This is a genomic window from Streptomyces sp. SUK 48 (genome assembly GCF_009650765.1).
In the GTDB taxonomy this organism is placed as follows: Bacteria; Actinomycetota; Actinomycetes; order Streptomycetales; family Streptomycetaceae; genus Streptomyces.
Map to the genome: position 1 here is coordinate 5,508,825 of NZ_CP045740.1, position 24,163 is coordinate 5,532,987.

Annotated in this window: 21 protein-coding genes and 2 pseudogenes; 19 read left to right on the forward strand and 4 right to left on the reverse strand. The window is 72.5% G+C overall.

The window, feature by feature from the left end:
• The first annotated feature begins 26 nt into the window (after positions 1 to 26).
• The 5 genes from lepA (at position 27) to GHR20_RS24245 (ending at position 7,727) form a co-directional block, all read left to right on the forward strand.
• Positions 27 to 1,901 carry a translation elongation factor 4 gene (gene lepA, locus GHR20_RS24225; protein WP_153814356.1) on the forward strand — a complete coding sequence of 625 codons (1,875 nt, stop codon included), beginning with the start codon at positions 27 to 29 and terminating at the stop codon, positions 1,899 to 1,901.
• 292 nt (positions 1,902 to 2,193) lie between these two features.
• Positions 2,194 to 4,071, forward strand: a complete 1,878-nt coding sequence (locus GHR20_RS24230) for an AMP-dependent synthetase/ligase (protein ID WP_194858975.1) — start codon at positions 2,194 to 2,196, stop codon at positions 4,069 to 4,071.
• 184 nt (positions 4,072 to 4,255) lie between these two features.
• Positions 4,256 to 6,052: a SpoIIE family protein phosphatase gene (locus tag GHR20_RS24235; RefSeq protein WP_194859139.1), complete on the forward strand. Its 1,797-nt coding sequence runs from the start codon at positions 4,256 to 4,258 to the stop codon at positions 6,050 to 6,052.
• 55 nt (positions 6,053 to 6,107) lie between these two features.
• Positions 6,108 to 7,340, forward strand: coding sequence for a radical SAM family heme chaperone HemW (hemW, locus tag GHR20_RS24240; RefSeq protein ID WP_153814358.1), 1,233 nt, complete (start codon positions 6,108 to 6,110; stop codon positions 7,338 to 7,340).
• A gap of 66 nt (positions 7,341 to 7,406) precedes the next feature.
• Positions 7,407 to 7,727, forward strand: a complete 321-nt coding sequence (locus GHR20_RS24245; RefSeq protein ID WP_153814359.1) for a hypothetical protein — start codon at positions 7,407 to 7,409, stop codon at positions 7,725 to 7,727.
• Here the strand turns inward: GHR20_RS24245 and GHR20_RS24250 are convergent.
• Both GHR20_RS24250 and GHR20_RS24255 read right to left on the reverse strand, forming a co-directional pair.
• The gene (locus tag GHR20_RS24250; protein ID WP_153814360.1) at positions 7,705 to 8,517 is read right to left on the reverse strand and encodes a DUF3097 domain-containing protein; all 813 of its coding nucleotides are present in this window, start codon (positions 8,515 to 8,517) and stop codon (positions 7,705 to 7,707) included. The genes GHR20_RS24245 and GHR20_RS24250 overlap by 23 nt on opposite strands.
• A 68-nt stretch (positions 8,518 to 8,585) precedes the next feature.
• Complete coding sequence (locus tag GHR20_RS24255) at positions 8,586 to 9,308, reverse strand: MBL fold metallo-hydrolase (protein WP_153814361.1); 723 nt, start codon at positions 9,306 to 9,308, stop codon at positions 8,586 to 8,588.
• A gap of 183 nt (positions 9,309 to 9,491) precedes the next feature.
• Between GHR20_RS24255 and hrcA the strand changes: the two genes are divergently transcribed.
• The 5 genes and pseudogenes from hrcA to GHR20_RS24280 all read left to right on the forward strand — a co-directional run bounded on the left by hrcA (position 9,492) and on the right by GHR20_RS24280 (position 14,028).
• Positions 9,492 to 10,508: a heat-inducible transcriptional repressor HrcA gene (gene hrcA, locus GHR20_RS24260; RefSeq protein WP_111582045.1), complete on the forward strand. Its 1,017-nt coding sequence runs from the start codon at positions 9,492 to 9,494 to the stop codon at positions 10,506 to 10,508.
• Positions 10,509 to 11,645, forward strand: coding sequence for a molecular chaperone DnaJ (dnaJ, locus tag GHR20_RS24265; RefSeq protein WP_148023811.1), 1,137 nt, complete (start codon positions 10,509 to 10,511; stop codon positions 11,643 to 11,645).
• Positions 11,646 to 11,801: 156 nt separating this feature from the next.
• Positions 11,802 to 12,875 (forward strand): nitronate monooxygenase, encoded by a 1,074-nt coding sequence (locus GHR20_RS24270; protein WP_153814362.1) that lies wholly within the window; start codon positions 11,802 to 11,804, stop codon positions 12,873 to 12,875.
• Complete coding sequence (locus tag GHR20_RS24275; RefSeq protein WP_153814363.1) at positions 12,872 to 13,618, forward strand: 16S rRNA (uracil(1498)-N(3))-methyltransferase; 747 nt, start codon at positions 12,872 to 12,874, stop codon at positions 13,616 to 13,618. Before GHR20_RS24270 ends, GHR20_RS24275 begins: the two co-directional genes overlap by 4 nt.
• An 18-nt stretch (positions 13,619 to 13,636) precedes the next feature.
• Positions 13,637 to 14,028: pseudogene (locus tag GHR20_RS24280) on the forward strand (VOC family protein).
• Here the strand turns inward: GHR20_RS24280 and GHR20_RS24285 are convergent.
• On the reverse strand, positions 13,970 to 14,353 hold the full coding sequence (locus GHR20_RS24285; RefSeq protein WP_153814364.1) for a hypothetical protein: 384 nt from the start codon (positions 14,351 to 14,353) through the stop codon (positions 13,970 to 13,972). The pseudogene GHR20_RS24280 and the gene GHR20_RS24285 sit on opposite strands and share 59 nt — an antisense overlap.
• Before the next feature lie 114 nt (positions 14,354 to 14,467).
• On the opposite strand from GHR20_RS24285, the gene GHR20_RS38380 reads away from it, so the two are divergent.
• The 3 genes and pseudogenes from GHR20_RS38380 (at position 14,468) to GHR20_RS24295 (ending at position 18,227) form a co-directional block, all read left to right on the forward strand.
• Positions 14,468 to 14,743, forward strand: a complete 276-nt coding sequence (locus GHR20_RS38380; RefSeq protein WP_343336018.1) for a hypothetical protein — start codon at positions 14,468 to 14,470, stop codon at positions 14,741 to 14,743.
• A gap of 8 nt (positions 14,744 to 14,751) precedes the next feature.
• The gene (locus tag GHR20_RS38385) at positions 14,752 to 14,970 is read left to right on the forward strand and encodes a hypothetical protein (RefSeq protein WP_343336019.1); all 219 of its coding nucleotides are present in this window, start codon (positions 14,752 to 14,754) and stop codon (positions 14,968 to 14,970) included.
• A 96-nt stretch (positions 14,971 to 15,066) separates the two neighbouring features.
• Positions 15,067 to 18,227: pseudogene (locus tag GHR20_RS24295) on the forward strand (PDZ domain-containing protein).
• 12 nt (positions 18,228 to 18,239) lie between these two features.
• On the opposite strand, the gene GHR20_RS24300 reads toward GHR20_RS24295, so the two are convergent.
• Positions 18,240 to 18,563 (reverse strand): putative quinol monooxygenase, encoded by a 324-nt coding sequence (locus tag GHR20_RS24300; protein WP_153814365.1) that lies wholly within the window; start codon positions 18,561 to 18,563, stop codon positions 18,240 to 18,242.
• Between the two features lie 117 nt (positions 18,564 to 18,680).
• Between GHR20_RS24300 and GHR20_RS24305 the strand changes: the two genes are divergently transcribed.
• The 6 genes from GHR20_RS24305 (at position 18,681) to ybeY (ending at position 24,161) form a co-directional block, all read left to right on the forward strand.
• Positions 18,681 to 19,034 (forward strand): histidine triad nucleotide-binding protein, encoded by a 354-nt coding sequence (locus tag GHR20_RS24305; RefSeq protein WP_153814366.1) that lies wholly within the window; start codon positions 18,681 to 18,683, stop codon positions 19,032 to 19,034.
• Positions 19,035 to 19,040: 6 nt separating this feature from the next.
• Positions 19,041 to 19,946, forward strand: coding sequence for a ribonuclease Z (locus tag GHR20_RS24310; RefSeq protein WP_153814367.1), 906 nt, complete (start codon positions 19,041 to 19,043; stop codon positions 19,944 to 19,946).
• Between the two features lie 20 nt (positions 19,947 to 19,966).
• Positions 19,967 to 20,956 (forward strand): adenosine deaminase, encoded by a 990-nt coding sequence (locus GHR20_RS24315; RefSeq protein WP_153814368.1) that lies wholly within the window; start codon positions 19,967 to 19,969, stop codon positions 20,954 to 20,956.
• A gap of 359 nt (positions 20,957 to 21,315) precedes the next feature.
• Complete coding sequence (locus tag GHR20_RS24320; protein WP_243878400.1) at positions 21,316 to 22,437, forward strand: PfkB family carbohydrate kinase; 1,122 nt, start codon at positions 21,316 to 21,318, stop codon at positions 22,435 to 22,437.
• Positions 22,438 to 22,574: 137 nt separating this feature from the next.
• Positions 22,575 to 23,651, forward strand: a complete 1,077-nt coding sequence (locus tag GHR20_RS24325; RefSeq protein ID WP_111582057.1) for a PhoH family protein — start codon at positions 22,575 to 22,577, stop codon at positions 23,649 to 23,651.
• Positions 23,652 to 23,663: 12 nt separating this feature from the next.
• Positions 23,664 to 24,161: an rRNA maturation RNase YbeY gene (ybeY, locus tag GHR20_RS24330; protein WP_111582058.1), complete on the forward strand. Its 498-nt coding sequence runs from the start codon at positions 23,664 to 23,666 to the stop codon at positions 24,159 to 24,161.
• Positions 24,162 to 24,163 lie beyond the last annotated feature (2 nt).

The window sequence follows — 24,163 nt, forward strand, 5'->3', positions numbered from 1 at the left end:
AGGCGCCTCAAGAGACAGGACCCTGCGTGCCCGCGACCCCTAACCACGTGCCCGAGCCGAGCCGTACCGCCCCGGCGCTGATCCGCAATTTCTGCATCATCGCGCACATCGACCACGGCAAGTCCACGCTCGCCGACCGGATGCTCCAGCTGACCGGCGTGGTCGAGCAGCGGCAGATGCGTGCTCAGTATCTCGACCGGATGGACATCGAGCGCGAGCGCGGCATCACGATCAAGTCCCAGGCGGTGCGTCTGCCCTGGGCCCCGACCGAGGGCCCCGACCAGGGCACGACGCACATCCTCAACATGATCGACACCCCGGGGCACGTCGACTTCACCTATGAGGTCTCGCGGTCGCTGGCCGCCTGCGAGGGGACCGTCCTCCTCGTCGACGCCGCCCAGGGCATCGAGGCGCAGACCCTCGCCAACCTCTACCTGGCGATGGAGAACGACCTCAAGATCATCCCCGTGCTCAACAAGATCGACCTGCCGGCCGCCCAGCCGGAGAAGTTCGCCGAGGAGCTGGCGAACCTGATCGGCTGCGAGCCGGACGACGTGCTCAAGGTGTCCGCCAAGACGGGTCTCGGCGTCGAGGCGCTGCTGGACAAGGTCGTCGCGGAGATCCCGGCCCCGGTCGGTGTCGCCGACGCCCCCGCCCGCGCGATGATCTTCGACTCGGTCTACGACTCCTACCGCGGTGTCGTGACGTACGTCCGTGTCATCGACGGCCAGCTCAACAAGCGCGAGCGCATCAGGATGATGTCGACCGGCGCGACCCACGAGCTGCTGGAGATCGGTGTCAGCTCGCCCGAGATGCTCCCGGCCGACGGCCTGGGCGTCGGCGAGGTGGGCTATCTGATCACCGGTGTGAAGGACGTCCGCCAGTCCAAGGTCGGTGACACCGTCACCAGCCAGAGCAAGGGCGCCACCGAGGCCCTCGGCGGCTACAAGGACCCGAAGCCGATGGTGTTCTCGGGCCTGTATCCGCTGGACGGCTCCGACTACCCCGAGCTGCGCGAGGCCCTGGACAAGCTCCAGCTCAACGACGCCGCCCTCGTCTACGAGCCGGAGACCTCCGCCGCTCTCGGCTTCGGCTTCCGCGTCGGCTTCCTCGGCCTGCTGCACCTGGACGTGATCCGCGAGCGCCTGGAGCGCGAGTTCGGCCTCGACCTGATCGCCACCGCCCCCAACGTGGTCTACCGCGTGCTGATGGAGGACGGCGTCGAGTACACGGTCACCAACCCGAGCGAGTTCCCCGAGGGGAAGATCGACGAGGTCTACGAGCCGGTCGTACGGGCCACCATCCTCGCGCCCACCGAGTTCATCGGCGCGATCATGGAGCTGTGCCAGACCCGGCGCGGCACCCTGCTCGGCATGGACTACCTCTCCGAGGACCGCGTCGAGATCCGCTACACGCTGCCGCTCGCGGAGATCGTCTTCGACTTCTTCGACCAGCTGAAGTCCAAGACCCGCGGCTACGCCTCGCTCGACTACGAGCCCACCGGCGAGCAGTCCAGCAGCCTGGTCAAGGTCGACATCCTGCTGCACGGCGACAAGGTGGACGCCTTCTCCGCGATCACCCACAAGGACCAGGCGTACGCGTACGGCGTGCGGCTCGTCGCCAAGCTCCGGGAGCTGATCCCGCGGCAGAGCTTCGAGGTGCCGGTCCAGGCCGCCATCGGCTCCCGGGTGATCGCCCGCGAGACCATCCGCGCCATCCGCAAGGACGTCCTCGCCAAGTGCTACGGCGGCGACATCTCCCGTAAGCGCAAGCTGCTGGAGAAGCAGAAGGAAGGCAAGAAGCGGATGAAGATGGTGGGTTCGGTGGAGGTTCCGCAGGAAGCCTTCATCGCCGTCCTGTCCAGCGATGACAGCGCGGGTTCGGGCAAGGCCAAGAAGTGACCGCGGGCATCGGGAAGTAACCGAAGGTAACCACTGGTTGCGTCCGCAAAACGGACAGCAGGGGGCCCGTCGTGCGAAAAGCGCGGCGGGCCCCTGTGCGTGAGCGCCGTCACTCCGCGTCGTCGATGCGGGGAAAGAGACAGGGTGAAGCCCCTTACGCAGCGGGCGGTCGCGCCTTACCCTGATGCCTGCTCGATAGTTACTCGCGAGTTAAACAACAGCCCGAACCCCACCGTGAGTTAACCCAGCCGCACGAGTACCAACCGCGCTGTCGCGGGCCCCGGAGGATGTCGTGAGCGACACACAGACCCAGATCGAGAACCGTCCGCCGTCCGTCGCGGCCCTCTTCCTTGAGCGCGTCGCGGCGACACCGGACGCCGAGGCGTACCGCTACCCGGTGCCTCCCGCCGCCGGGCAGGGCCCGGACGACTGGAAGTCGCTGAGCTGGGCCCAGTCGGCCGACCGGGTGTACGCGATCGCGGCCGGACTCACCGAGCTGGGCATCGAGCCCGAGCAGCGGGTGGCGCTCGCCTCCTCCACCCGCGTGGAGTGGATCCTCGCCGACCTCGGCATCATGTGCGCCGGCGGCGCCACCACCACGATCTATCCGCAGACCAACGCCGACGAGTCCGCGTTCATCCTCGCCGACTCCGAGAGCCGGGTGCTGATCGCCGAGAACGCGGCCCAGGTCGCCAAGGCGGTGGAGAAGCGCGCCGAGCTGCCCGAGCTGACCAGGGTCGTCGTCATCGACCCGGCCGGCGTGCCCGAGGGCGACGACTGGGTGATCACCCTCGCCGAGCTGGAGAAGCGCGGCGCCGCCTACCTGGAGCAGCACCCGCAGCTGATCAAGGATCGGGTCGGCGCGATCACCAAGGAGCAGCTCGCCACCCTCATCTACACCTCCGGCACCACCGGCCGCCCCAAGGGCGTGCGGCTGCCGCACGACAACTGGTCGTACATGGCCAAGGCCATCGCCGCGACCGGGCTGCTCGGCCCGGACGACGTGCAGTACCTGTGGCTGCCGCTCGCGCACGTCTTCGGCAAGGTGCTCACCTCCGGCCAGATCGAGACCGGGCACATCACCGCCGTGGACGGCCGCGTCGACAAGATCATCGAGAATCTGCCGGTGGTGCGGCCGACGTACATGGCCGCCGTGCCGCGCATCTTCGAGAAGGTCTACAACGGTGTCGCGGCCAAGGCCCGGGAGGGCGGCGCGGCCAAGTACAAGATCTTCCAGTGGGCGGCCGAGGTCGCCCGCGCGTACGCCAAGGCCGAGCAGGACAACTTCCGGCACACCGGCAACCGCGGTGTGCCCTTCGGGCTCGCCGCCAGGCACAAGGTCGCCGACGCCCTCGTCTACGCCAAGATCCGCGAGGCGTTCGGCGGCCGGCTGCGCGCCTGCGTCTCCGGCTCCGCCGCGCTCGCGCCCGAGATCGGCTACTTCTTCGCGGGCGCCGGCGTCCACGTCCTGGAGGGCTACGGCCTGACCGAGTCCTCGGCGGCGTCCTTCGTGAACCCCGGGGAGGCGTACCGCACCGGCACCGTCGGCAAGCCGCTGCCCGGCACCGAGGTCCGCATCGCCGACGACGGCGAGATCCTGCTGCGCGGCCCCGGCATCATGCAGGGCTACCACAAGCTGCCCGACAAGACCGCCGAGGTGCTGGAGTCCGACGGCTGGTTCCACACCGGCGACATCGGCGAGCTCTCGCCCGACGGCTACCTGCGGATCACCGACCGCAAGAAGGACCTGATCAAGACCTCCGGCGGCAAGTACGTCGCGCCGGCCGAGGTCGAGGGCCAGTTCAAGGCGGTCTGTCCGTACGTCTCCAACATCCTGGTGCACGGCGCCGACCGGAACTACTGCACCGCGCTCATCTCCCTGGACGAGTTCGCGATCGAGGACTGGGCGAAGGAGAACGGCCTGGAGGGCAGGCCGTACGCCGAGATCGTCGCGGCGCCGCAGACCGTGGAGATGGTCGACGGGTACGTGCAGCAGCTCAACGCCGGGCTCCAGCGCTGGCAGACCATCAAGAAGTTCCGGCTGCTGCCGCGGGACCTCGATGTGGAGCACGGCGAGATCACGCCGAGCCTCAAGCTGAAGCGGCCGGTGGTGGAGCGCGCGTACAAGGGGCTGATCGACGAGATGTACGCCGGGGCGCGGGAGAAGTAGGGCTCCCGCCCGGCCCGCCGTTCCGGGCCGGAGTCCGCGCGGGTCAGGGGCGCCTTTTTGGCCACCGGCGCTCGAAAAGGTTCCCCTTCCGATGCCGTCCTAGCACGCTTCTCGGCCATGCGTGGCCACTTCGGTGACTTCACGCTTATGCGCGACCCCCGTCTGTCACCCTGGCCGCATGGACATGGCGGCCATACCCACGCAGCGGGAGACGGCGGGCCGGGCGCGCGGGCACGCCGCGCTGCCCGGCAGTCCCCTCGCGCCGGGCTCCGCGCGGGCCCTGGTGCGGGCCGCGCTGGCCGAGACACCCGTGGCGCCCCGGCTCGTCGACGACGCCATGGCGGTCGTCAGCGAGCTGGTCACCAACGCCGTGGTGCACGCGGGCACCGAGATATCCCTCGACTGGTGCCTGGAGGACGGCGGCACCTTCCTGATCGAGGTCGGGGACCAGCACCCCGCCCGGCCCCCGCGGGACGCGACCGCGGGCGAGCCGTCGTACGACACCCTGGAGTACGGCCGCGGGCTGCGCCTGGTCGGGGCGCTCGCCGAGTCCTGGGGGGTCACCTACCGCACCGGCGCGAAGTCGGTGTGGGCCAGGCTGCCCCCGGGCGGCAGCGAGCCGCCCGCCGGTGCTGGGGCGCAGGACGCGCTGGAGGTCGCCGAGGTGCTGGCCCCGCAGTCGCAGCGCGCGGACAGCGACCGGGACTGGCTCGGCCGGGGCGCGCTGTCCTTCCTCGCCGAGGCGTCCGACCTGCTCGCGGGCCAGCTGGACGAGAACCTGGTCACGGCCCTCACCGGCCAGCTGATCGTGCCCCGGCTCGCCGACTGGTGCGCGGTGTGGCTGGAGGACGAGGCGTCGGCGCGCGGCGGGTCCTGCGACGGGCCCGCGCGGGTCTGGCACGCCAGCGAGAACCGCATCGAGGAACTGCGCCGCACCCTGGAGAAGGAGCCGCCGCAGCCGGGGGACGGGGTCGGCTTCGGCCCCTCGCCCTACCCGTGGCCCGGCGACGCGCTGGGCGCCCGGGGCGCGGACGGCACAGCGCTGGCGTACCGGCTGGTGGCAGGCGGGCGGCCGCTGGGCACGCTGGTCATCGGGCGGTGCGGGCTCGCGCGCTTCCCGGACGAGATCACCGGCCTGGTGGAGGACCTGGGCCGCCGGGTGGCCCTCGCCATCGGCGCGGCCCGGCAGTACGCCCGGCAGGCCACCATCAGCGCCATCCTCCAGCGCGGTCTGCTGCCCGGCGCGGTCGCCGAGATCCCCGGGATGAGCAGCGCGCTGGTCTACGAGCCGTGCGACAAGAACGGCCCCAGCGGCGACTTCTACGACCTGTTCCCGGCGGGCGACGGCCGCTGGTGCTTCGCGATCGGCGACGTCCAGGGCAAGGGCCCGGAGGCGGCGGTCGTGATCGGCCTCGCCCGGCCCTGGCTGCGGCTGCTCGCCCGCGAGGGATACCGGGTCGCCGACGTCCTCGACCGGCTCAACCAGCTCCTGCTGGACGACGCCACGGAGACCGCCGACGCCGCGGCGCGCGCCCTGGTCGCCGCGGACGGCCGCGGGGAGGGCCCGCAGACGCGCTTCCTCTCGCTCCTGTACGGCGAGCTGATCCCGTACGACGGCGGTGTCCGCTGCACCCTCGCCTCGGCGGGGCATCCGCTGCCGCTGGTCCTCGGCCCCGACGGCACGGTGCGCACCGCGGCCCGCCCGCAGACGCTGCTCGGTGTGGTCGAGGACGAGACCTACACCAGCGAGACCCTGGACCTCGGGCCCGGCGACAGCCTGCTGTGCGTCACCGACGGAGTGACCGAACGCCGCCGCGGCCCCCACCAGTTCGACGACTCCGACGGTCTCGCCACCGCCCTCGCCTCCTGCGCCGGCCTCACCGCCGACGAGATCGCCGAAAGGATCCGCCACCTGGTCCACACCTTCGGCGAGGCACCTCCGGAGGACGATCTGGCCCTGCTGGTGCTCCAGGCGGAGTGAGAAGGCTCCCGCGCTCGGCGCCAGGGGATTGCCGGCGGTGCTGGACAATGGGCCTATGCCTTCTGCACTCCCCGACGGTGAGCCCGTACCCGACGACGGCGCGCTGCCCCCGCACGCGTTCGACGGGGCGGGGGAGCGTCCGCTCGGTTTCTATCTGCATGTGCCGTACTGCGCGACCCGCTGCGGGTACTGCGACTTCAACACGTACACCGCGACCGAGCTGCGCGGCACCGGCGGGGTGCTGGCGTCCCGGGACAACTACGCCGAGACGCTGGTCGACGAGGTCCGGCTGGCCCGCAAGGTGCTCGGGGACGACCCCCGGCCGGTGCGCACGGTGTTCGTCGGCGGCGGCACGCCCACGCTGCTGGCCGCCGGCGACCTCGTCCGGATGCTCGCGGCGATCCGCGACGAGTTCGGGCTCGCCCCGGACGCCGAGATCACCACGGAGGCGAACCCGGAGTCGGTCGACCCGGCCTATCTCGCCACCCTGCGCGAGGGCGGCTTCAACCGGATCTCCTTCGGGATGCAGAGCGCGCGCCGGCATGTGCTGAAGATCCTCGATCGCACCCACACCCCCGGCCGCCCGGAGGCGTGCGTCGCCGAGGCCCGTGCGGCGGGCTTCACGCATGTGAACCTCGACCTGATCTACGGCACCCCCGGCGAGAGCGACGACGACTGGCGGGCCTCCCTGGACGCGGCGATCGGCGCCGGTCCCGACCATGTCAGCGCGTACGCCCTCATCGTGGAGGAGGGCACGCAGCTCGCCCGCCGGATCCGCCGGGGCGAGGTCCCGATGACCGACGACGACGTGCACGCCGACCGCTACCTGATCGCCGACGAGACCCTCGCCGCGGCGGGCTTCGACTGGTACGAGGTCTCCAACTGGGCCACCTCCGAGGCGGGCCGCTGCCTGCACAACGAGCTGTACTGGCGCGGCGCGGACTGGTGGGGCGCGGGCCCCGGCGCGCACTCCCATGTGGGCGGCGTGCGCTGGTGGAACGTGAAGCACCCCGGCGCGTACGCCGCCGCCCTGGCCGCCGGGCGCTCCCCGGGCGCGGGCCGCGAGCTGCTGTCCGCCGAGGACCGCCGCGTCGAGCGCGTCCTGCTGGAACTGCGGCTGCGCGAGGGCGTCCCGCTGGCCCTCCTGAAGGACCAGGGCCTCGCCGCCTCCCGCCGCGCCCTGACCGACGGCCTCCTCCAGCCCGGCCCCTACGCCGAGGGCCGCGCCACCCTCACCCTGCGCGGCCGCCTGCTGGCGGACGCGGTGGTGCGGGACCTGGTGGACTGATCACTCGACCGGGTGAACCCGCACGGAAGCCCGACCCGGGTGCGGCTCGGTTCGTAGGGTGCGGCCGTGCGGGATCGGATCATCGTCGAGTACTTCCAGGGGCTGCGCCCGCCCGAGGGCGCCAGGGCCGAGCTGCCGCGGCGGACCATCGTCATCGCACCGGGCTCGGGTGCCGCCGCGAGGGTGCCCGCGTACCTGATCATCGATCCGGTCATGGCCCGGTGCGCGCTGTTCACGGAGCCCGCGGGACACGGCGAAGGCGCGGACCACCGGTGCCGGCGGATCGCCGCGTCCGGCGATCCCACGCCGCCGGGACCCCTCGGCATCGAGCCGGACACCAGCGGATTCGCGGGCTACGAGCACGTCAGGCCCCACCACCACCCGTGACGAAGTCGATCAGTTCCTCCACCCGGCCCAGCAGTTCCGGTTCCAGGTCCTTGTAGGAGCTCACGCGTTTCAGGATCGCCTGCCACACCGCGCCGGTGTTGTCCGAGGGCCAGCCCAGGGCGCGGCACACGCCCGTCTTCCAGTCCTGGCCGCGCGGCACCCGGGGCCACTTCGCGATGCCCACGGCCGCGGGCTTCACCGCTTCCCAGATGTCGATGTACGGGTGGCCCACCACCAGCGCGTGCTCGCTGGTCACCGACCGCGCGATGTGGAACTCCTTCGAGCCCGGCACGAGGTGGTCCACGAGGACGCCGAGGCGGGCGTCGGGGCCGGGCGCGAAGTCGGCGACGATCGAGGGAAGGTGGTCCACGCCCTCCAGGTACTCCACGACGACGCCCTCGACGCGCAGGTCGTCGCCCCAGACCTTCTCGACCAGCTCGGCATCGTGCCGGCCCTCGACGTAGATCCGGCCGGCCCGGGCGACGCGGGCCCGGGCGCCGGGGACGGCGACGGAACCGGAGGCCGTGCGGGTCGGGCGCGCCGGGCCGGCGGAAGGCCGTACGAGCGTCACCACCCTGCCCTCCAGCAGGAAGCCGCGCGGCTCCAGCGGGAACACCCGGTGCTTGCCGAAGCGGTCCTCCAGCGTCACCGTGCCCGCCTCGCAGCGGATCACCGCCCCGCAGAACCCGGTGCCGGGCTCCTCCACGACCAGACCGGGGTCAGCGGGCACCTCGGGCACCGGCTCGGACTTCTTCCACGGAGGCGTGAGGTTGGTGGAGTACTGGCGCATTCGGATGACGATAGGAGAAGCGGCGGGCCGGCGCCCACGACACGCCGGAAACCGAGCGCCGGTGCGGCTCAGTTCACGCCGAATCGCCTGGCCAGCGCGTCCCGTTGGCGTCGTACGAAGGCCGCGTCGACCACCGCGCCGTGACCGGGCACGTACAGCGCGTCCTCGCCGCCCAGCGCCAGCAGCCGGTCCAGCGCGTCCGGCCAACGCGAGGGTACGGCGTCCGGGCCCGCCTGGGGCTCCCCGGACTCCTCCACCAGATCTCCGCAGAACACCACCTCCGGATCGCCCGCCACCAGCACCACCAGGTCATGGGCGGTGTGCCCGGGCCCCACATTGGCCAGCAGCGCCTGACGGCCGCCGCCCAGGTCCAGGGTCCGCTCCCCGGAGACCAGCTGCCGGGGCGGCACCAGCGCCGGCGCCGCCTCCTCGGCCTCCGCCGCCGGGAGCCCGTGGTGGACCGCGTCCTGCCGCAGCTCGTCCCGCCCCCGGCGGATCACCCCGTCCGCGCCCACCGCCGCGTACACCGCCGCCCCCGCGAACGCCGGAGCCCCGAAGACATGGTCGAAATGGACATGGGTCAGCGCGAGATGGGTCACACGTCCACCGGCGAGCGCCTCGGCCGAGGACCGCAGCCGCGCACCCTCCGCGAGGCTCGACCCGGCGTCCACCATCAGCGCCGTGCCCGCGCCCAGGACCAGCCCCGCCGTGCAGTCCCAGCCCGGCAGCCGGCACCGCCCCACCCCGGCGGCGAGCCGTTCCCAGCCGTGCTCTTCCCAAGTCACCGTCATACCGCGACGCTAGCCGCAGCCGGGGTCGCGCGGGCACCGACCTTGCCCGGTGCGTACCCCACGGCCGTACACTGGCCGGGGAACGCTGGCACTCGCATGCGAAGAGTGCCAAGACGGACACAAGACGGACACAAGAGGGACAACCGCGGGAGTGAGGGGACGACGTGCTGGAGGTGCGCGCGAATGCTGAGTGAACGCAGGCTTCAGGTGCTGCGCGCCATCGTCCAGGACTATGTCGGCACCGAGGAGCCGGTCGGGTCCAAGGCCCTGACCGAGCGGCACAACCTCGGCGTCTCCCCGGCGACCGTGCGCAATGACATGTCGGCCCTGGAGGACGAGGGATACATCGCGCAGCCGCACACCAGTGCGGGGCGCATCCCCACCGACAAGGGCTACCGCCTCTTCGTCGACAAGCTCGCGGGCGTCAAGCCGATGACCGCGCCCGAGCGCCGCGCGATCCAGAACTTCCTGGACGGCGCCGTCGACCTGGACGACGTCGTGGCGCGCACGGTGCGGCTGCTCGCGCAGCTGACCCGGCAGGTCGCCGTCGTGCAGTACCCGTCCCTGACCCGGTCCACCGTGCGGCACGTGGAACTGCTCGCGCTCGCCCCGGCGCGCGTGATGCTCGTGCTGATCACGGACACCGGCCGGGTCGAGCAGCGGATGGTCGACTGCCCGGCGCCGTTCGGCGAGGCATCCCTCGCGGATCTGCGCGCGCGGCTCAACAGCCGGGTCGCGGGACGCCGGTTCGCGGATGTGCCGAAGCTGGTCGAGGACCTGCCGGACGCCTTCGAACACGAGGATCGCGGTACGGTCTCCACAGTGCTCTCCACCCTTCTGGAGACACTGGTCGAGGAGAACGAGGAGCGGCTGATGATCGGCGGCACCGCCAATCTCACCCGCTTCGGACATGATTTCCCTCTCACGATCCGGCCCGTCCTGGAGGCCCTCGAGGAGCAGGTCGTGCTCCTCAAACTCCTCGGCGAGGCGAAGGATCCGGGCATGACCGTGCGCATCGGGCACGAGATCGCCCATGAAGGACTCAACTCCACCTCCGTGGTGTCGGTGGGCTACGGTTCGGGCGGCGAGGCGGTTGCCAAGCTCGGCGTGGTCGGACCGACCCGCATGGACTACCCGGGAACGATGGGAGCGGTACGCGCAGTGGCACGGTACGTCGGACAGATCCTGGCGGAGTCGTAAGTGGCCACGGACTACTACGCCGTTCTCGGCGTGCGCCGCGACGCGTCGCAGGATGAGATCAAGAAGGCGTTCCGTCGGCTCGCACGCGAGCTGCACCCGGACGTCAACCCGGATCCGAAGACCCAGGAGCGGTTCAAGGAGATCAACGCCGCTTACGAGGTGCTGTCGGACCCGCAGAAGAAGCAGGTCTACGACCTCGGCGGCGACCCCCTCTCGCAGTCCGGCGGCGCCGGCGCGGGCGGCTTCGGGGCCGGTGGTTTCGGCAACTTCTCCGACATCATGGACGCGTTCTTCGGCACGGCGTCGCAGCGCGGGCCGCGCTCGCGCACCCGGCGCGGCCAGGACGCGATGATCCGGATCGAGGTGGAACTGGACGAGGCGGCCTTCGGGACGACCAAGGAGATCCAGGTCGACACCGCGATCGTCTGCAACACCTGCAACGGCGAGGGCGCGGCCCCCGGCACCTCGGCGCAGACCTGCGACATGTGCCGCGGCCGCGGTGAGGTCTCGCAGGTCACCCGGTCCTTCCTGGGCCAGGTCATGACCTCGCGGCCGTGCCCCCAGTGCCAGGGCTTCGGGACCGTGGTCCCCACGCCCTGCCCGGAGTGCGCCGGTGACGGCCGGGTCCGCTCGCGCCGCACGCTGACCGTGAAGATCCCGGCCGGTGTCGACAACGGCACCCGCATCCAGCTCGCGGGCGAGGGCGAGGTCGGCCCCGGCGGCGGCCCGGCCGGCGACCTGTACGTCGAGATCCACGAGCTGCCGCACCCGCGCTTCCAGCGCCGCGGCGACGATCTGCACTGCACGGTCACCCTCCCGATGACCGCGGCGGCCCTCGGCACCAAGGTGCCGCTGGAGACGCTGGACGGCATGGAGGAGATCGACATCCGGCCCGGGACCCAGTCCGGGCAGTCGATCCCGCTGCACGGCCGCGGCGTCACGCATCTGCGGGGCGGCGGCCGGGGCGACCTCATCGTGCACGTCGAGGTGCAGACCCCGACGAAGCTCGACGCCGAGCAGGAGCGGCTGCTGCGCGAGCTGTCCAAGCTGCGCGGCGAGGAGCGCCCGCAGGGGCAGTTCCAGCCGGGCCAGCAGGGGCTGTTCTCGCGGCTGAAGGACGCGTTCAACGGGCGCTGACCGCCCGATGGCGACAGGTGCCGCGGCGGCCTCCGGGCGGAGGCCGCCGCGGCCTGTTCGCGGACGCCGGCACCGCCTCTGACCGGGCCCGTAATGGAATATGCCGATCATGGCACCCGATTCGGACTTGTTCAAAGGACGTGACACCATGCGGTCATGTCCTCCGCGCTGACCGATCTTCTCCCTCACCCGATCGTGCAGGCCCCCATGGCGGGCGGCGTCTCCGGGCCGGAGCTCGCCGCCGCCGTGTCCGAGGCCGGCGGGCTCGGATTCCTGGCCGCCGGGTACAAGACGGCCGACGGTGTGTACCAGGAGATCAAGCGGCTGCGGAGCCTCACCGACCGGCCCTTCGGCGTGAACGTGTTCATGCCCCAGCCCGAGTACGCGGAGAGCGGCGCGGTCGAGGTCTACGCCCACCAGCTCGCCGGCGAGGCCGCCTGGTACGAGACCGAGCTGGGCGATCCGGACAGCGGCCGCGACGACGGCTACGACGCGAAGCTCGCGGTGCTCCTGGACGACCCGGTGCCGGTGGTCTCCTTCCACTTCGGGGTGCCGAGCCGGGAGGCGCTGGAACGGCTGCGGCGGGCCGGGACGTTCACGCTGGTCACCGCCACCACCGCCGAGGAGGCCGTCGCGGTGGAGCGGGCCGGGGCGGACGCGGTGATCGCCCAGGGCGTGGAGGCGGGCGGCCACCAGGGCACGCACCGGGACGTCCCGGAGAACGACGGCACCGGCCTCGGCCTGCTGTCCCTGATCACCCAGATCCGGGAGGCGGTGCGCCTCCCCGTCGTCGCCGCCGGCGGGATCATGCGCGGCGCCCAGATCGCCGCGGTCCTCGCGGCGGGTGCGAGCGCGGCCCAGCTGGGCACCGCCTTCCTCGCCACCCCCGAGTCCGGCGCGCCCGCCGTGCACAAGGAGGCGCTGACCAACCCCCTGTTCGTCCGCACCGAGTTGACCCGCGCGTTCACCGGCCGCCCGGCGCGCGGCCTGGTCAACCGCTTCCTGCGCGAGCACGGTCCGTACGCGCCCGCCGCGTACCCGGAGATCAACCACCTCACCTCGCCGCTGCGCAAGGCCGCCGCGAAGGCCGGGGACGCGCAGGGCATGGCGCTGTGGGCGGGCCAGGGCCACCGGCTGGCCCGGGAGCTGCCCGCCGGGCACCTCGTCGAGGTGCTGGCGGCCGAACTCGCCGAGGCCCGGGCGGCGTTCGCCCAGGGGGGCGCCCGATGACCGCGCCCGTCTTCGTCGTGGCGGACTTCACCGCGGACGGCGACCGCTATGTCCTGGACGGCCCCGAGGGCCGGCACGCGGTCTCGGTCAAGCGCCTCGAGGCCGGCGAGGAGGTCGTGCTCACCGACGGCGCGGGGCGCTACGCGGTGTGCGAGGTGCTCGGCAGCGAGGGCAAGGACCGTCTCGTCGTCCGGCTGCCGGAGGTGTCCGAGGAGCCCGCGCCGCGGCCCCGGATCACGGTCGTGCAGGCTCTTCCCAAGGGCGACCGGGGGGAGGTGGCCGTCGAGACGATGACCGAGGTCGGGGTCGACGCGATCGTGCCGTGGCAGGCCGCGCGCTGCATCACGCAGTGGCGGGGCGAGCGGGGGCTGAAGGCGCTCGGCAAGTGGCGGGCGACCGCGCGCGAGGCCGGGAAGCAGTCGAGGCGGGTGCGGTTCCCCCAGGTCGCGGAGGCGGCGAGCACCAAGCAGGTCGCGGCGCTGCTGGCCGGGGCCGACTTCGCCGGGGTGCTGCACTCCGACTTCGAGCACACCAGCGCGGCGCTGGCCACCGCCGAACTCCCCGCCGAGGGCGAGATCGTGCTGGTGGTCGGTCCCGAAGGGGGCGTCTCCCGGGACGAGTTGGCGCTTTTCGAGGAGGCGGGCGCGCGGGCGTACGTCCTCGGACCCAGTGTTCTGCGCACCTCCACCGCCGGCACCGCGGCCGCGGCCCTCCTCCTGGGACGCACCGGCCGCTGGTCCTGAACATCGACTGGGGACACCATGGAACTCGCCCAAGTACGGCTCCTCGTCAGCGACTTCGCCGCCTGCTACCGCTTCTACGCCGAGGTCCTCGGCCTGAAGCCGCAGTCCGGCGCGACCGAGGGCCCCTACGAGAAGTTCAGCCCTCACGCGGGCTCCGCGGGCATCGCCCTCCAGGACCGCGCCATGATGGCCGAACTCCTGCCCGAACTCGCCGGTCCCGCCGACGGCCACCGCTCCCTGGTCGTCCTGCGCGTCGACGACCTCGACGCCTACTGCGCCGACATCACCTCCCGCGGCGCCACCCTCCTCCAGCCCCCACCGCCCTGACCGACCGCATGCGCGTCGCCCACCTCAAGGACCCGGAGGACAACCTGGTGGAACTCCAGGAGTGGCTGCTGCTGCGGGGCTGAGGGCACGGGCGACGGCGGGCGGCAGAGCCCAGCCGTCCAGGTCACCGGCCGGTTGCCCGCGCCGCCGCAGTTCCTCGGCAAACGTCCGTACGGCGCTCGGCTCGTGCAGATCGACGACGTGCCCGAGGCCGTCGGCGACCAGGCCCGCGCGGGCGCCCGCGCCGGTGGCCACCGCCCGGGACGCGAGGCGCGTGAGCGCCCCCTCCCGGTACAGGGACAGGGTCCGCGCGCACGGGCCGCCCTCGGTGTGCCGGTGCCGGACCGTCCACCGGTACGCCGTCCCGTCCGGCAACACGAGCTGCCGCCGCCTGCGTTCGCCGCGCATCGGATCACTCGAGGTGCACGCCGAACGGGTGAGTGCTCGGGCACAGGCTTCCCTCCGCCTCCCCGTGCTGGCAGTCTGCCGTGCATGGGGGCATTCAGGTGGATTCGGCCGCGTGTGGCCGCTGTTGCCGGGATCGTCGGCGTGATCGGTGCCGGGGCCGTGGGCTGCCAGGCGGACGTGCTCGGTGCGTCCGGGGTCGCCTACACCACCGGCACGATGGCGAGCGCGCGGCTGGAACGGGCGGACGTGGACGTCAGCTGGCTCAACTGCGTCGGCGATCCGGGCGGCGGTGCCGGGGCGACCCTCGCGCCGGGACAGAGCGCGGTCGTCTCCGTGGACTGCCAGGGCGAGACCAGGGACCGGGGCGGATCACCGTCAACGGAGAGGTGACCCGGGCCGTGAGCGGCGCCTGTGTCCGCGGCGACCTGCGGGCCAGGGTCGGCGGGAAGCAGGTGTTCCACGTCAGCGGGCTCGGCGACTGCTCGGCCGCGCCGGAGCCGACGTACCGCCCGCCCGGCTACCCGCCCGCCGGCGCGCAACCCGCCGTCACGGTCACCGTCACCCGGACCCTCTGGTGCCAGAGCGACCCCAACTGCCTGCCCGTGGCGGGCAAGTGATCGAAAAGAGACCCGTGGACGGTGGCCGCTGCGTAAGGTGACGGAGTGACTCAGGGCGCTTCGACAGGAACCTCCGGCTACCTCCGATACCCGCACCTGCACGGCGACTTGGTGACCTTCGTCGCCGAGGACGACGTGTGGCTCGCCCCCCTCGACGGGGGCCGCGCCTGGCGGGCCAGCGCCGACGACACCCCGGTGGACCACCCCCGCATCTCGCCCGACGGGGCCACCCTCGCCTGGACCTCCACCCGCGACGGCGCCCCCGAGGTGCACATCGCCCCCGTCGACGGCGGACCGTCCAAGCGCCTCACCCACTGGGGCAGCCGGCGCACCCAGGTCCGCGGCTGGACCCCCGAGGGCCGGGTCCTCGCGCTGAGCACCACCGGCCAGCCCAGCCCGCGCCGCACCTGGGCCCGCGCCGTCCCCCTCGACGGCGGACCCGCCACCACCCTGCCGTACGGCCCCGTCGGCGAGGTCGCCCACGGCCCGCACCCGGTGCTGCTGTCCGCCCCGATGGGCCGCGAGGCCGCCTGGTGGAAGCGCTACCGCGGCGGCACCGCGGGCAAGCTGTGGATCGACCGGGACGGAGACGGCGAGTTCACCCGGCTGCACGCGGAACTCGACGGCAACATCGAGTACCCCCTCTGGGCCGGCGATCGCATCGCCTTCCTCTCCGACCACGAGGGCACCGGCGCCGTCTACTCCTCCCGCGCCGACGCCTCCGACCTGCGCCGGCACACCCCCCTCGACGGCTTCTACGCCCGGCACGCCGCCACCGACGGCACCCGCGTCGTCTACACCAGCGCCGGCCGGCTCTGGCTCCTCGACGACCTCGACGGCGCCGAACCGCGCCCCCTGGACATCCACCTCGGCGGCCCCCGCCTCGAACTCCAGCCCTTCCAGGCGCACACCTCCCCCTGGTACGGCTCGGCCGCCCCCGACCACACCGCCCGCGGCAGCGCCGTCGGCCTGCGCGGCGCCGTCCACTGGGTCACCCACCGCTCCGGCCCGGTGCGCGCCCTCGCCGCCGAGCCCGGCGTCCGCACCCGGCTGCCCCGCACCTTCCGTGCCGACGGCGAGGAATGGGTCGTCTGGGTCACCGATGCCGAGGGCGAGGACGCCCTGGAGTTCGCCCCCGCCACCGGCACCGCCCTGGGCGCCACCCCGCGCCGGCTCGCCGCCGGACGCCTCGGCCGGGTCCTGGAACTCGCCATGGCCCCGACGGCAGCCGCGCCGCCGTCGCCGCCCACGACGGCCGGCTCCTCCTGGTCGAACGGGAGACCGGCGAGGTCCGCGAGGTCGACCAGAGCGAGGACGGCGACGTCCGCGACCTCACCTTCTCGCCCGACTCCGCCTGGCTCGCCTGGACCCACCCCGGCCCCCGCCCGCTGAGCCAGCTGCGGCTCGCCCACACCACCGACCTCACCGTCGGCGAGGCCACCCCGCTGCGCTTCAAGGACCACGCGCCCGCCTTCACCCTCGACGGCAAGCACCTCGCCTTCCTCTCCAACCGCTCCTTCGACCCGGTCTACGACGAACACGTCTTCGACCTGGCCTTCGTGGGCGGCACCCGCCCCTACCTGATCACCCTCGCCGCGACCACCCCCTCCCCGTTCGGACCGCAGCGCCACGGCCGCCCGTTCGAGACCTCCGACAAGGAGGAGACCCCCGACAGCGAGGGCGTCCCCACCACCCGGATCGACCTCGACGGGCTCGCCGACCGCATCGTGCCCTTCCCGGTCGAGTCCGCCCGCTACGGCAATCTGCGCGCCGCCAAGGACGGCGTGCTCTGGCTGCGCCACCCGCTGCACGGCGTCCTCGGCACCACCCGCGCCACCCCCGACGAGGCCGCCCCCGGCACCGAGCTGGAGCGCTACGACCTCGCCCAGCGGCGCCTGGAGCATCTCGCCGCGGACGCCGACCACTTCGAGGTGAGCGGCGACGGCAAGCGGGTCCTGCTGTGGACCGACGGCAAGCTCAAGGTCGTACCCAGCGACCGCCGCGCCTCCGCCGACGAGGACAGCGACTCCAACATCACCGTGGACCTCGGCCGCATCCGGCAGACCGTCGACCCCGTCGCCGAGTGGCGGCAGATGTACGACGAGACCGGCCGCCTCATGCGCGACAACTTCTGGCGCCCCGACCTCGGCGGCGTCGACTGGGACGGCGTCCTCGACCGCTACCGCCCGGTCCTGGACCGCCTCGCCACCCACGACGACCTGGTCGACCTGCTGTGGGAGGTGCACGGCGAACTCGGCACCTCGCACGCCTACGTCGTCCCCCGCGGCGGCCACGGCCACGGCCCCCGCCAGGGCCTGCTCGGCGCCGACATCTCCCGCCACGGGGACGGCGGTTGGCGCGTCGACCGCGTCCTGCCCTCGGAGACCTCCGACCCGCAGGCCCGCAGCCCGCTCGCCGCGCCCGGCGTCGCCGTCCGCCCCGGCGACACGATCCTCGCCGTCGCCGGCCACCCCGTCGACCCGGTGACCGGACCCGGCCCCCTGCTCACCGGCACGGCCGGCCGCCCCGTCGAACTCACCGTCTCGCCCGCGGCTGGCGGCGACCCCCGGCACGTCGTGGTCGTCCCGCTCGCCGACGAGGAACCCCTGCGCTACCACGCCTGGGTCGCGGGCCGCCGCGCCCGTGTCCACGAGCACTCCGGCGGCCGCCTCGGCTATCTGCACGTCCCCGACATGCAGGCCCCCGGCTGGGCCCAGATCCACCGCGATCTGCGCGTCGAGGTCGCCCGCGAGGGCCTGATCGTGGACGTCCGGGAGAACCGCGGCGGCCACACCTCCCAGCTGGTCGTGGAGATACTGGCCCGCCGCGTCGTGGGCTGGGACATGCCCCGCGGCCGCCGCCCCTTCAGCTACCCCCGGCACGCCCCGCGCGGCCCCGTCGTCGCCGTCGCCAACGAGTTCTCCGGCTCCGACGGCGACATCGTCAACGCCGCCATCAAGGCCCTCGGCATCGGCCCCGTCGTCGGCACCCGCACCTGGGGCGGTGTCATCGGCATCGACAGCCGCTACCGCCTGGTCGACGGCACCCTGGTCACCCAGCCCAAATACGCCATGTGGCTGGACGGGCCCGCCTGGAACGTCGAGAACCACGGCGTCGACCCGGACGTGGAGGTCGTCCACCGCCCCCAGGACTGGGCGCGAGGCACGGACCCGCAACTGGACGAGGCGATCAGGCTGGCCCTGGAAGCGCTGGAGGCGGCACCCGCCAGGACACCCCCGGCGCTGCCGCCCCTCTAGCCGCCTCGTACGTCAGTCGACGGACAGCTCGCCCATCGCGCTCCAGCCGTCCGCTCCCTCGATGGTGGTGCTGACGATGTCGGGGGTGCGGCGCAGCAGGGGGCGCATCGTTTCCAGACCGGCGCGGAAGTGGTCGGAGTTGACGTGCGCCTCGCCGGCGTCGTCCTGGAACGCCTCGACGAGGACGTAGGTGTCGGGCTCCTCCAGGCTGCGGGACCACTCGAACCACAGGTTGCCGGGTTCGGCGCGGGTGGCCCGGGTGAAGGCGTCGACGTGCTGCGGCCACGCTTCGGTGTGCTCGGGTTTCACGGGGAACTTGACGACGATGAAGATCATCCATCGATGATAGGCGGCCGGGTTTCCCGGGGGCGTGAACGACCACGACCCACCCGCGCCCCCACCGACTACGATGATCCCCTCGACCCGATCCCGGCGAAAGCGAGCGCACGCGAAATGGCTGGAGAACCGCAGGACGACTGCCTGTTCTGCAAAATCGTCGCGGGCCACATCCCGGCCACCGTCGTCCGCGAGACGGAAACCACCCTCGCCTTCCGGGACATAAACCCGCAGGCCCCCACGCACGTCCTGGTCATCCCCAAGGTCCACTACCGGGACGCCGCCGCGCTCGCCGCCGGCGCCCCCGAGGTCGCCGCGGACGTGCTGCGCGAGACCCGGGCGGTGGCCGACGAGGAGAAGCTGGACAGCTACCGCGTCGTCTTCAACACCGGCGCCGGCGCGGGACAGACCGTCTGGCACGCCCACGGACACGTGCTCGGCGGCCGCGGTCTCCAGTGGCCGCCCGGATAGAACGCCGTGTCCGTCCGTGAACTCGTCGTCCTCGGCACCGCGAGCCAGGTCCCGACCCGGCACCGCAACCACAACGGCTATCTGCTGCGCTGGGACGGCGAGGGCATCCTCTTCGACCCCGGCGAGGGCACCCAGCGGCAGATGCTGCGCGCCGGGGTCGCCGCGCACGACCTGAACCGCCTCTGCGTCACCCACTTCCACGGCGACCACAGCCTCGGCCTCGCCGGGGTCATCCAGCGCATCAACCTGGACCGGGTGCCGCACGAGATCACCGCGCACTACCCGGCCTCCGGGCAGCGCTTCTTCGACCGGCTGCGGTACGCCACCGCGTACCGGGAGACCGTCGGCGTCACCGAGGTCCCGGTGACCGCCGACGGCGCCCTCGCGGTGACCCCGGCGTACACCCTGGACGCCCGCAGGCTCTCGCACCCGGTGGAGTCGTACGGATACCGGCTGACCGAGCCCGACGGCCGCCGGATGCTGCCCGAGCGGCTCGCCGCGCACGGCATCAAGGGGCCGGACGTGGGCGTGCTCCAGCGCGAGGGGCGGCTCGGGGACGTGACGCTGGAGGAGGTCAGCGAGGTACGGCGCGGACAGCGGTTCGCGTTCGTCATGGACACCCGGCTCTGCGAGGGCGTGTACACGCTCGCCGAGGGCTGCGACCTGCTGGTCATCGAGTCCACGTTCCTCGACGAGGACGAGGAACTCGCCGTGGAGCACGGGCACCTGACGGCCGGGCAGGCGGGGGCGGTCGCGCGCGGGGCGGGGGTACGGCATCTCGTGCTCACCCACTTCAGCCAGCGGTACGCGGAGCCCGGCGAATTCGAGCGGCAGGCGCGGACCGCGGGCTTCGCGGGTGAGCTGACGGTGGCGTACGACCTCCAGCGAGTGCCGGTTCCGAAACGACGGTAAGTGCGCCGTACGATGCTTTGATGCCCCTCCCCAAAGCAGAACTGCACCTCCACATCGAAGGCACCCTGGAGCCGGAGCTGGCCTTCGACCTGGCCGCCCGCAACGGCGTGAAGCTGCGCTACGCCGACACGGACGAGCTGCGCGAGGCGTACCGGTTCGCGGACCTCCAGTCCTTTCTGAATCTGTACTACGAGCTGATGACCGTCCTGCGCACCGAGCGGGACTTCGAGGACCTGGCCAACGCCTACCTGACCCGCGCCGCGGCGCAGGGCGTACGGCACGCGGAGATCTTCTTCGACCCGCAGGCCCACCTCGCCCGCGGTCTGGACATGGGCACCGTCGTGGAGGGGCTGTGGGCGGCGCTCGGCCGCAGCGAGGAGAACCACGGCGTCTCCACCAGGCTCATCCTGTGCTTCCTGCGCGACGAGTCCGCCGACTCCGCGCTGGAGACCCTTCAGGCCGCGCGGCCGTACCTCGACCGGATCACCGGCGTCGGCCTGGACTCCGCCGAGGTCGGGCACCCGCCGGCGAAGTTCCGCCAGGTGTACGAGACCGCCGCCGGGCTCGGGCTGCGCCGGGTGGCGCACGCCGGTGAGGAGGGGCCGCCGGAGTACATCACCCAGTCCCTGGACCTGCTCGGCATCGAGCGCGTCGACCACGGGCTGCGCTGCATGGAGGACCCCGAGCTGGTGGAGCGGCTGGTGCGCGAGCGCGTCCCGCTCACCCTGTGCCCGCTGTCCAACGTCCGGCTGCGCACGGTGGACACCCTGGCCGACCACCCGCTGCCGGCCATGCTGGAGGCGGGGCTGCTGTGCACGGTCAACTCCGACGACCCGGCCTACTTCGGCGGGTACGCCGACGACAACTTCCAGGCGGTGCGCGAGAGTCTCGGGCTGACCGAGGACCGGCTGCGCGAACTGGCCCGCAACTCCTTCCTCGCCTCCTTCCTGGAGGACGACGAGGAGCGCCGCGCCCGGTATCTCGCCGAGGTGGACGCGTACGTCTTCTAGACGCGTACGTCTTCTGGAGGTGGACGCGTACGTGGTCCGACACGTGTTCGGCACCGGCCCCGGCATGGGCTATGATTGATCATGTCGAGGCCGCCGGAACTCCGGTAGCCGGACAGTGCGTTGGTGGTCCAAGTCAAGACGCCCCGCTTCCTGCGGGGAAATGCAGGTGCAAGACCTGCCCAGCGCTCCACCGAAGAGCCCCGTCCCGCCGTGAGCGGGGCGGGGCTCTTCGCTGCGCGCGCGCACTTGTCCCCGTGTGCGCGGGCCCGGCCGTATACCCGTGCACGGCGGCCCCGGTGGTGCACACTGGCCAGACCCAGCACACCAGGGAGCGCACCGTGACCTCGTCGCACACCCTCATCGGAGAGGAACCCGAGCACCTCACCCGGGCGGGCCACCGCCAGGCCCAGATCGATCCGCTCGCCGCGCGGCGCGCCCCCGGGGACCCGCCCTGGGACGTCTATCTCACGGGCACCGTCTTCCTCGACATCATCTTCACCGGCCTGGCCTCGGCGCCCGTGCGCGGCACCGAGTCCTGGGCACGCGGCATGGGCTCCAGCCCCGGCGGGGTCGCCAACATGGCCAGCGCGCTGGCCCGGCTCGGGCTGCGGACCTCGCTCGCGGCGGCCTTCGGGGACGACCACTACGGGGAGTACTGCTGGGACGCCCTCGAACAGGGCGAGGGGATCGACCTCACCCCGTCGCGGACGGTGCCCGGCTGGCACTCGCCGGTGACCGTGTCCATGGCGTACGAGGGCGAGCGGACCATGGTCTCGCACGGGCACGAGCCGCCGCCGGAGGAGCCGGCCCCCGACTGCCCGCCCCGCGCCCGCGCCGCCGTCGCCTCCCTCACCCCGGGCCGCCGCGCCCCCTGGATCGCCCAGGCCGCGCGCGGCGGGACCCGGATCTTCGCCGACGTCGGCTGGGACGAGACCGGCGCCTGGGACCTCGCGGGGCTGTCCGACCTCGAACACTGCGAGGCGTTCCTGCCCAACGCCGAGGAGGCCAAGCGGTACACGGGCGCCGACTGCCCCCGGCTGGCCGCGCACGCGCTCACCGCGTACGTGCCGGTGGCGGTGGTGACGCTGGGCTCGGAGGGCGCGTACGCGGTGGACCGCCGCACCGGCGAGGCCGCGGAGGTCCCGGCGATCGCGGTGGAGGCGCTGGACCCCACGGGCGCGGGGGACGTCTTCGTGGCCGGCTTCGTGACCGGCTCCCTGGCGGGCTGGCCGCTGGCCGACCGGCTGGCGTTCGCGGGGCTCACGGCCGCGCTGTCCGTGCAGGAGTTCGGCGGCTCCCTGTCGGCGCCCGGCTGGTCGGAGATCGGCGCGTGGTGGCGCCGCGTCCAGTCCGTGCCGGCCCAGGACCCCATGGCGCTCCAGCGGTACGCCTTCCTCGACCACCTGGTCCCGGAGGAGCTGGACCGCCCCTGGCCGCTGCGCCGGGCCGTGCCCACGATCGGCTTCCGGGGCCCCGGCTGACGGACGGCGGCGCACCCCCCGGCCGGAGGAAAAGTCCTACAGGCTTCTGAACCGTCCGGCGTACCCTGGACAGCGACGAGGCCGCCCTAGGTGGTGCGGTCGCGATGAGGAGGAAGCACAAGGCTTCGCGCCGGCCCATGACACAGACACCCACAGCTCACACCCCCGCGCAGGAGCGGGCGAGAGCACAGCTCACCGTGCCCGCCCAGCACCCCATGGTGACCGTTCTTGGTTCCGGCGACTCCCTCCTGCGCGTGATCGAGAAAGCCTTCCCGGCGGCCGACATCCATGTCCGGGGCAATGAGATCAGCGCGGTCGGCGACAGCGCCGACGTCGCCCTGATCTCACGCGTGTTCGACGAGATGATGCTGGTGCTGCGCACCGGGCAGCCGATGACGGAGGACGCAGTGGAGCGCTCGATCGCCATGCTCAAGGCGAGCGACAACGGTACGAGCGAAGGCTCGGAGACCCCGGCCGAGGTGCTGACGCAGAACATCCTGTCCTCGCGTGGCCGCACCATCCGCCCCAAGACCCTCAACCAGAAGCGCTATGTCGACGCCATCGACAAGCACACCGTCGTCTTCGGCATCGGCCCCGCCGGTACCGGCAAGACCTACCTGGCCATGGCCAAGGCCGTCCAGGCCCTGCAGTCCAAGCAGGTCAACCGGATCATCCTGACCCGCCCCGCGGTCGAGGCCGGCGAGCGGCTGGGCTTCCTGCCCGGCACGCTCTACGAGAAGATCGACCCCTACCTGCGCCCGCTGTACGACGCGCTGCACGACATGCTCGACCCGGACTCCATCCCCAAGCTGATGGCCGCCGGCACGATCGAGGTCGCGCCGCTGGCATACATGCGCGGCCGTACCCTTAATGACGCCTTCATCATCCTGGACGAGGCCCAGAACACCAGCCCCGAGCAGATGAAGATGTTCCTCACCCGCCTCGGCTTCGACTCGAAGATCGTGATCACGGGTGATGTGACGCAGGTCGACCTGCCCAACGGCACGAAGTCCGGTCTGCGCCAGGTCCAGGAGATCCTGGAGGGCGTCGAGGACGTGCACTTCTCCCGGCTGACGTCCCACGATGTCGTACGGCACAAGCTGGTGGGCCGTATTGTCGACGCGTACGAGAAGTACGACAGCAAGAACGGCACGGAGAACGGCTCGCACGCGGGCCGTGGCAGGACCGGCGCCAAGGGCACCAAGGGGAAGTAGACCGGCACGAGCATGTCGATCGACGTCAACAACGAATCCGGCACCGAGGTCGACGAGCAGGCGATCCTCGACATCGCCCGCTATGCGCTCGCGCGGATGCGCATCCACCCGCTCTCCGAGCTCTCGGTGATTGTCGTGGACGAAGACGCCATGGAGCAGCTGCACATCCAGTGGATGGATCTGCCCGGGCCCACCGATGTCATGTCCTTCCCGATGGACGAGCTGCGTCCGCCGGGCAAGGACGACGAGGAGCCCCCGCAGGGGCTGCTCGGTGACATCGTGCTGTGCCCGGAGGTCGCGACCAGGCAGGGGGCCGAGGCCCCGACGCAGCACTCCATGGACGAGGAGCTCCAGCTGCTCACCGTCCACGGCGTGCTGCACCTGCTCGGCTACGACCACGAGGAGCCGGACGAGAAGGCCGAGATGTTCGGGCTGCAGGCCGCCATCGTGGACGGCTGGCGGGCCGAGCACGGCCTGACCGGCCCGTCTCCCGCGCCGACCGTCTCGTAAGC

Coding starts and splice junctions, on each gene's coding strand:
- GHR20_RS24235 (WP_194859139.1), top strand. CDS start 4,256: ATGGCGGCCATACCCACGCAGCGGGAGACGGCGGGCCGGGCGCGCGGG.
- hemW (WP_153814358.1), top strand. CDS start 6,108: ATGCCTTCTGCACTCCCCGACGGTGAGCCCGTACCCGACGACGGCGCG.
- GHR20_RS24250 (WP_153814360.1), bottom strand. CDS start 8,517: ATGCGCCAGTACTCCACCAACCTCACGCCTCCGTGGAAGAAGTCCGAG.
- GHR20_RS24255 (WP_153814361.1), bottom strand. CDS start 9,308: ATGACGGTGACTTGGGAAGAGCACGGCTGGGAACGGCTCGCCGCCGGG.
- hrcA (WP_111582045.1), top strand. CDS start 9,492: ATGCTGAGTGAACGCAGGCTTCAGGTGCTGCGCGCCATCGTCCAGGAC.
- GHR20_RS24270 (WP_153814362.1), top strand. CDS start 11,802: ATGTCCTCCGCGCTGACCGATCTTCTCCCTCACCCGATCGTGCAGGCC.
- GHR20_RS24275 (WP_153814363.1), top strand. CDS start 12,872: ATGACCGCGCCCGTCTTCGTCGTGGCGGACTTCACCGCGGACGGCGAC.
- GHR20_RS24285 (WP_153814364.1), bottom strand. CDS start 14,353: ATGCGCGGCGAACGCAGGCGGCGGCAGCTCGTGTTGCCGGACGGGACG.
- GHR20_RS24300 (WP_153814365.1), bottom strand. CDS start 18,563: ATGATCTTCATCGTCGTCAAGTTCCCCGTGAAACCCGAGCACACCGAA.
- GHR20_RS24305 (WP_153814366.1), top strand. CDS start 18,681: ATGGCTGGAGAACCGCAGGACGACTGCCTGTTCTGCAAAATCGTCGCG.
- GHR20_RS24315 (WP_153814368.1), top strand. CDS start 19,967: ATGCCCCTCCCCAAAGCAGAACTGCACCTCCACATCGAAGGCACCCTG.
- GHR20_RS24325 (WP_111582057.1), top strand. CDS start 22,575: ATGACACAGACACCCACAGCTCACACCCCCGCGCAGGAGCGGGCGAGA.
- ybeY (WP_111582058.1), top strand. CDS start 23,664: ATGTCGATCGACGTCAACAACGAATCCGGCACCGAGGTCGACGAGCAG.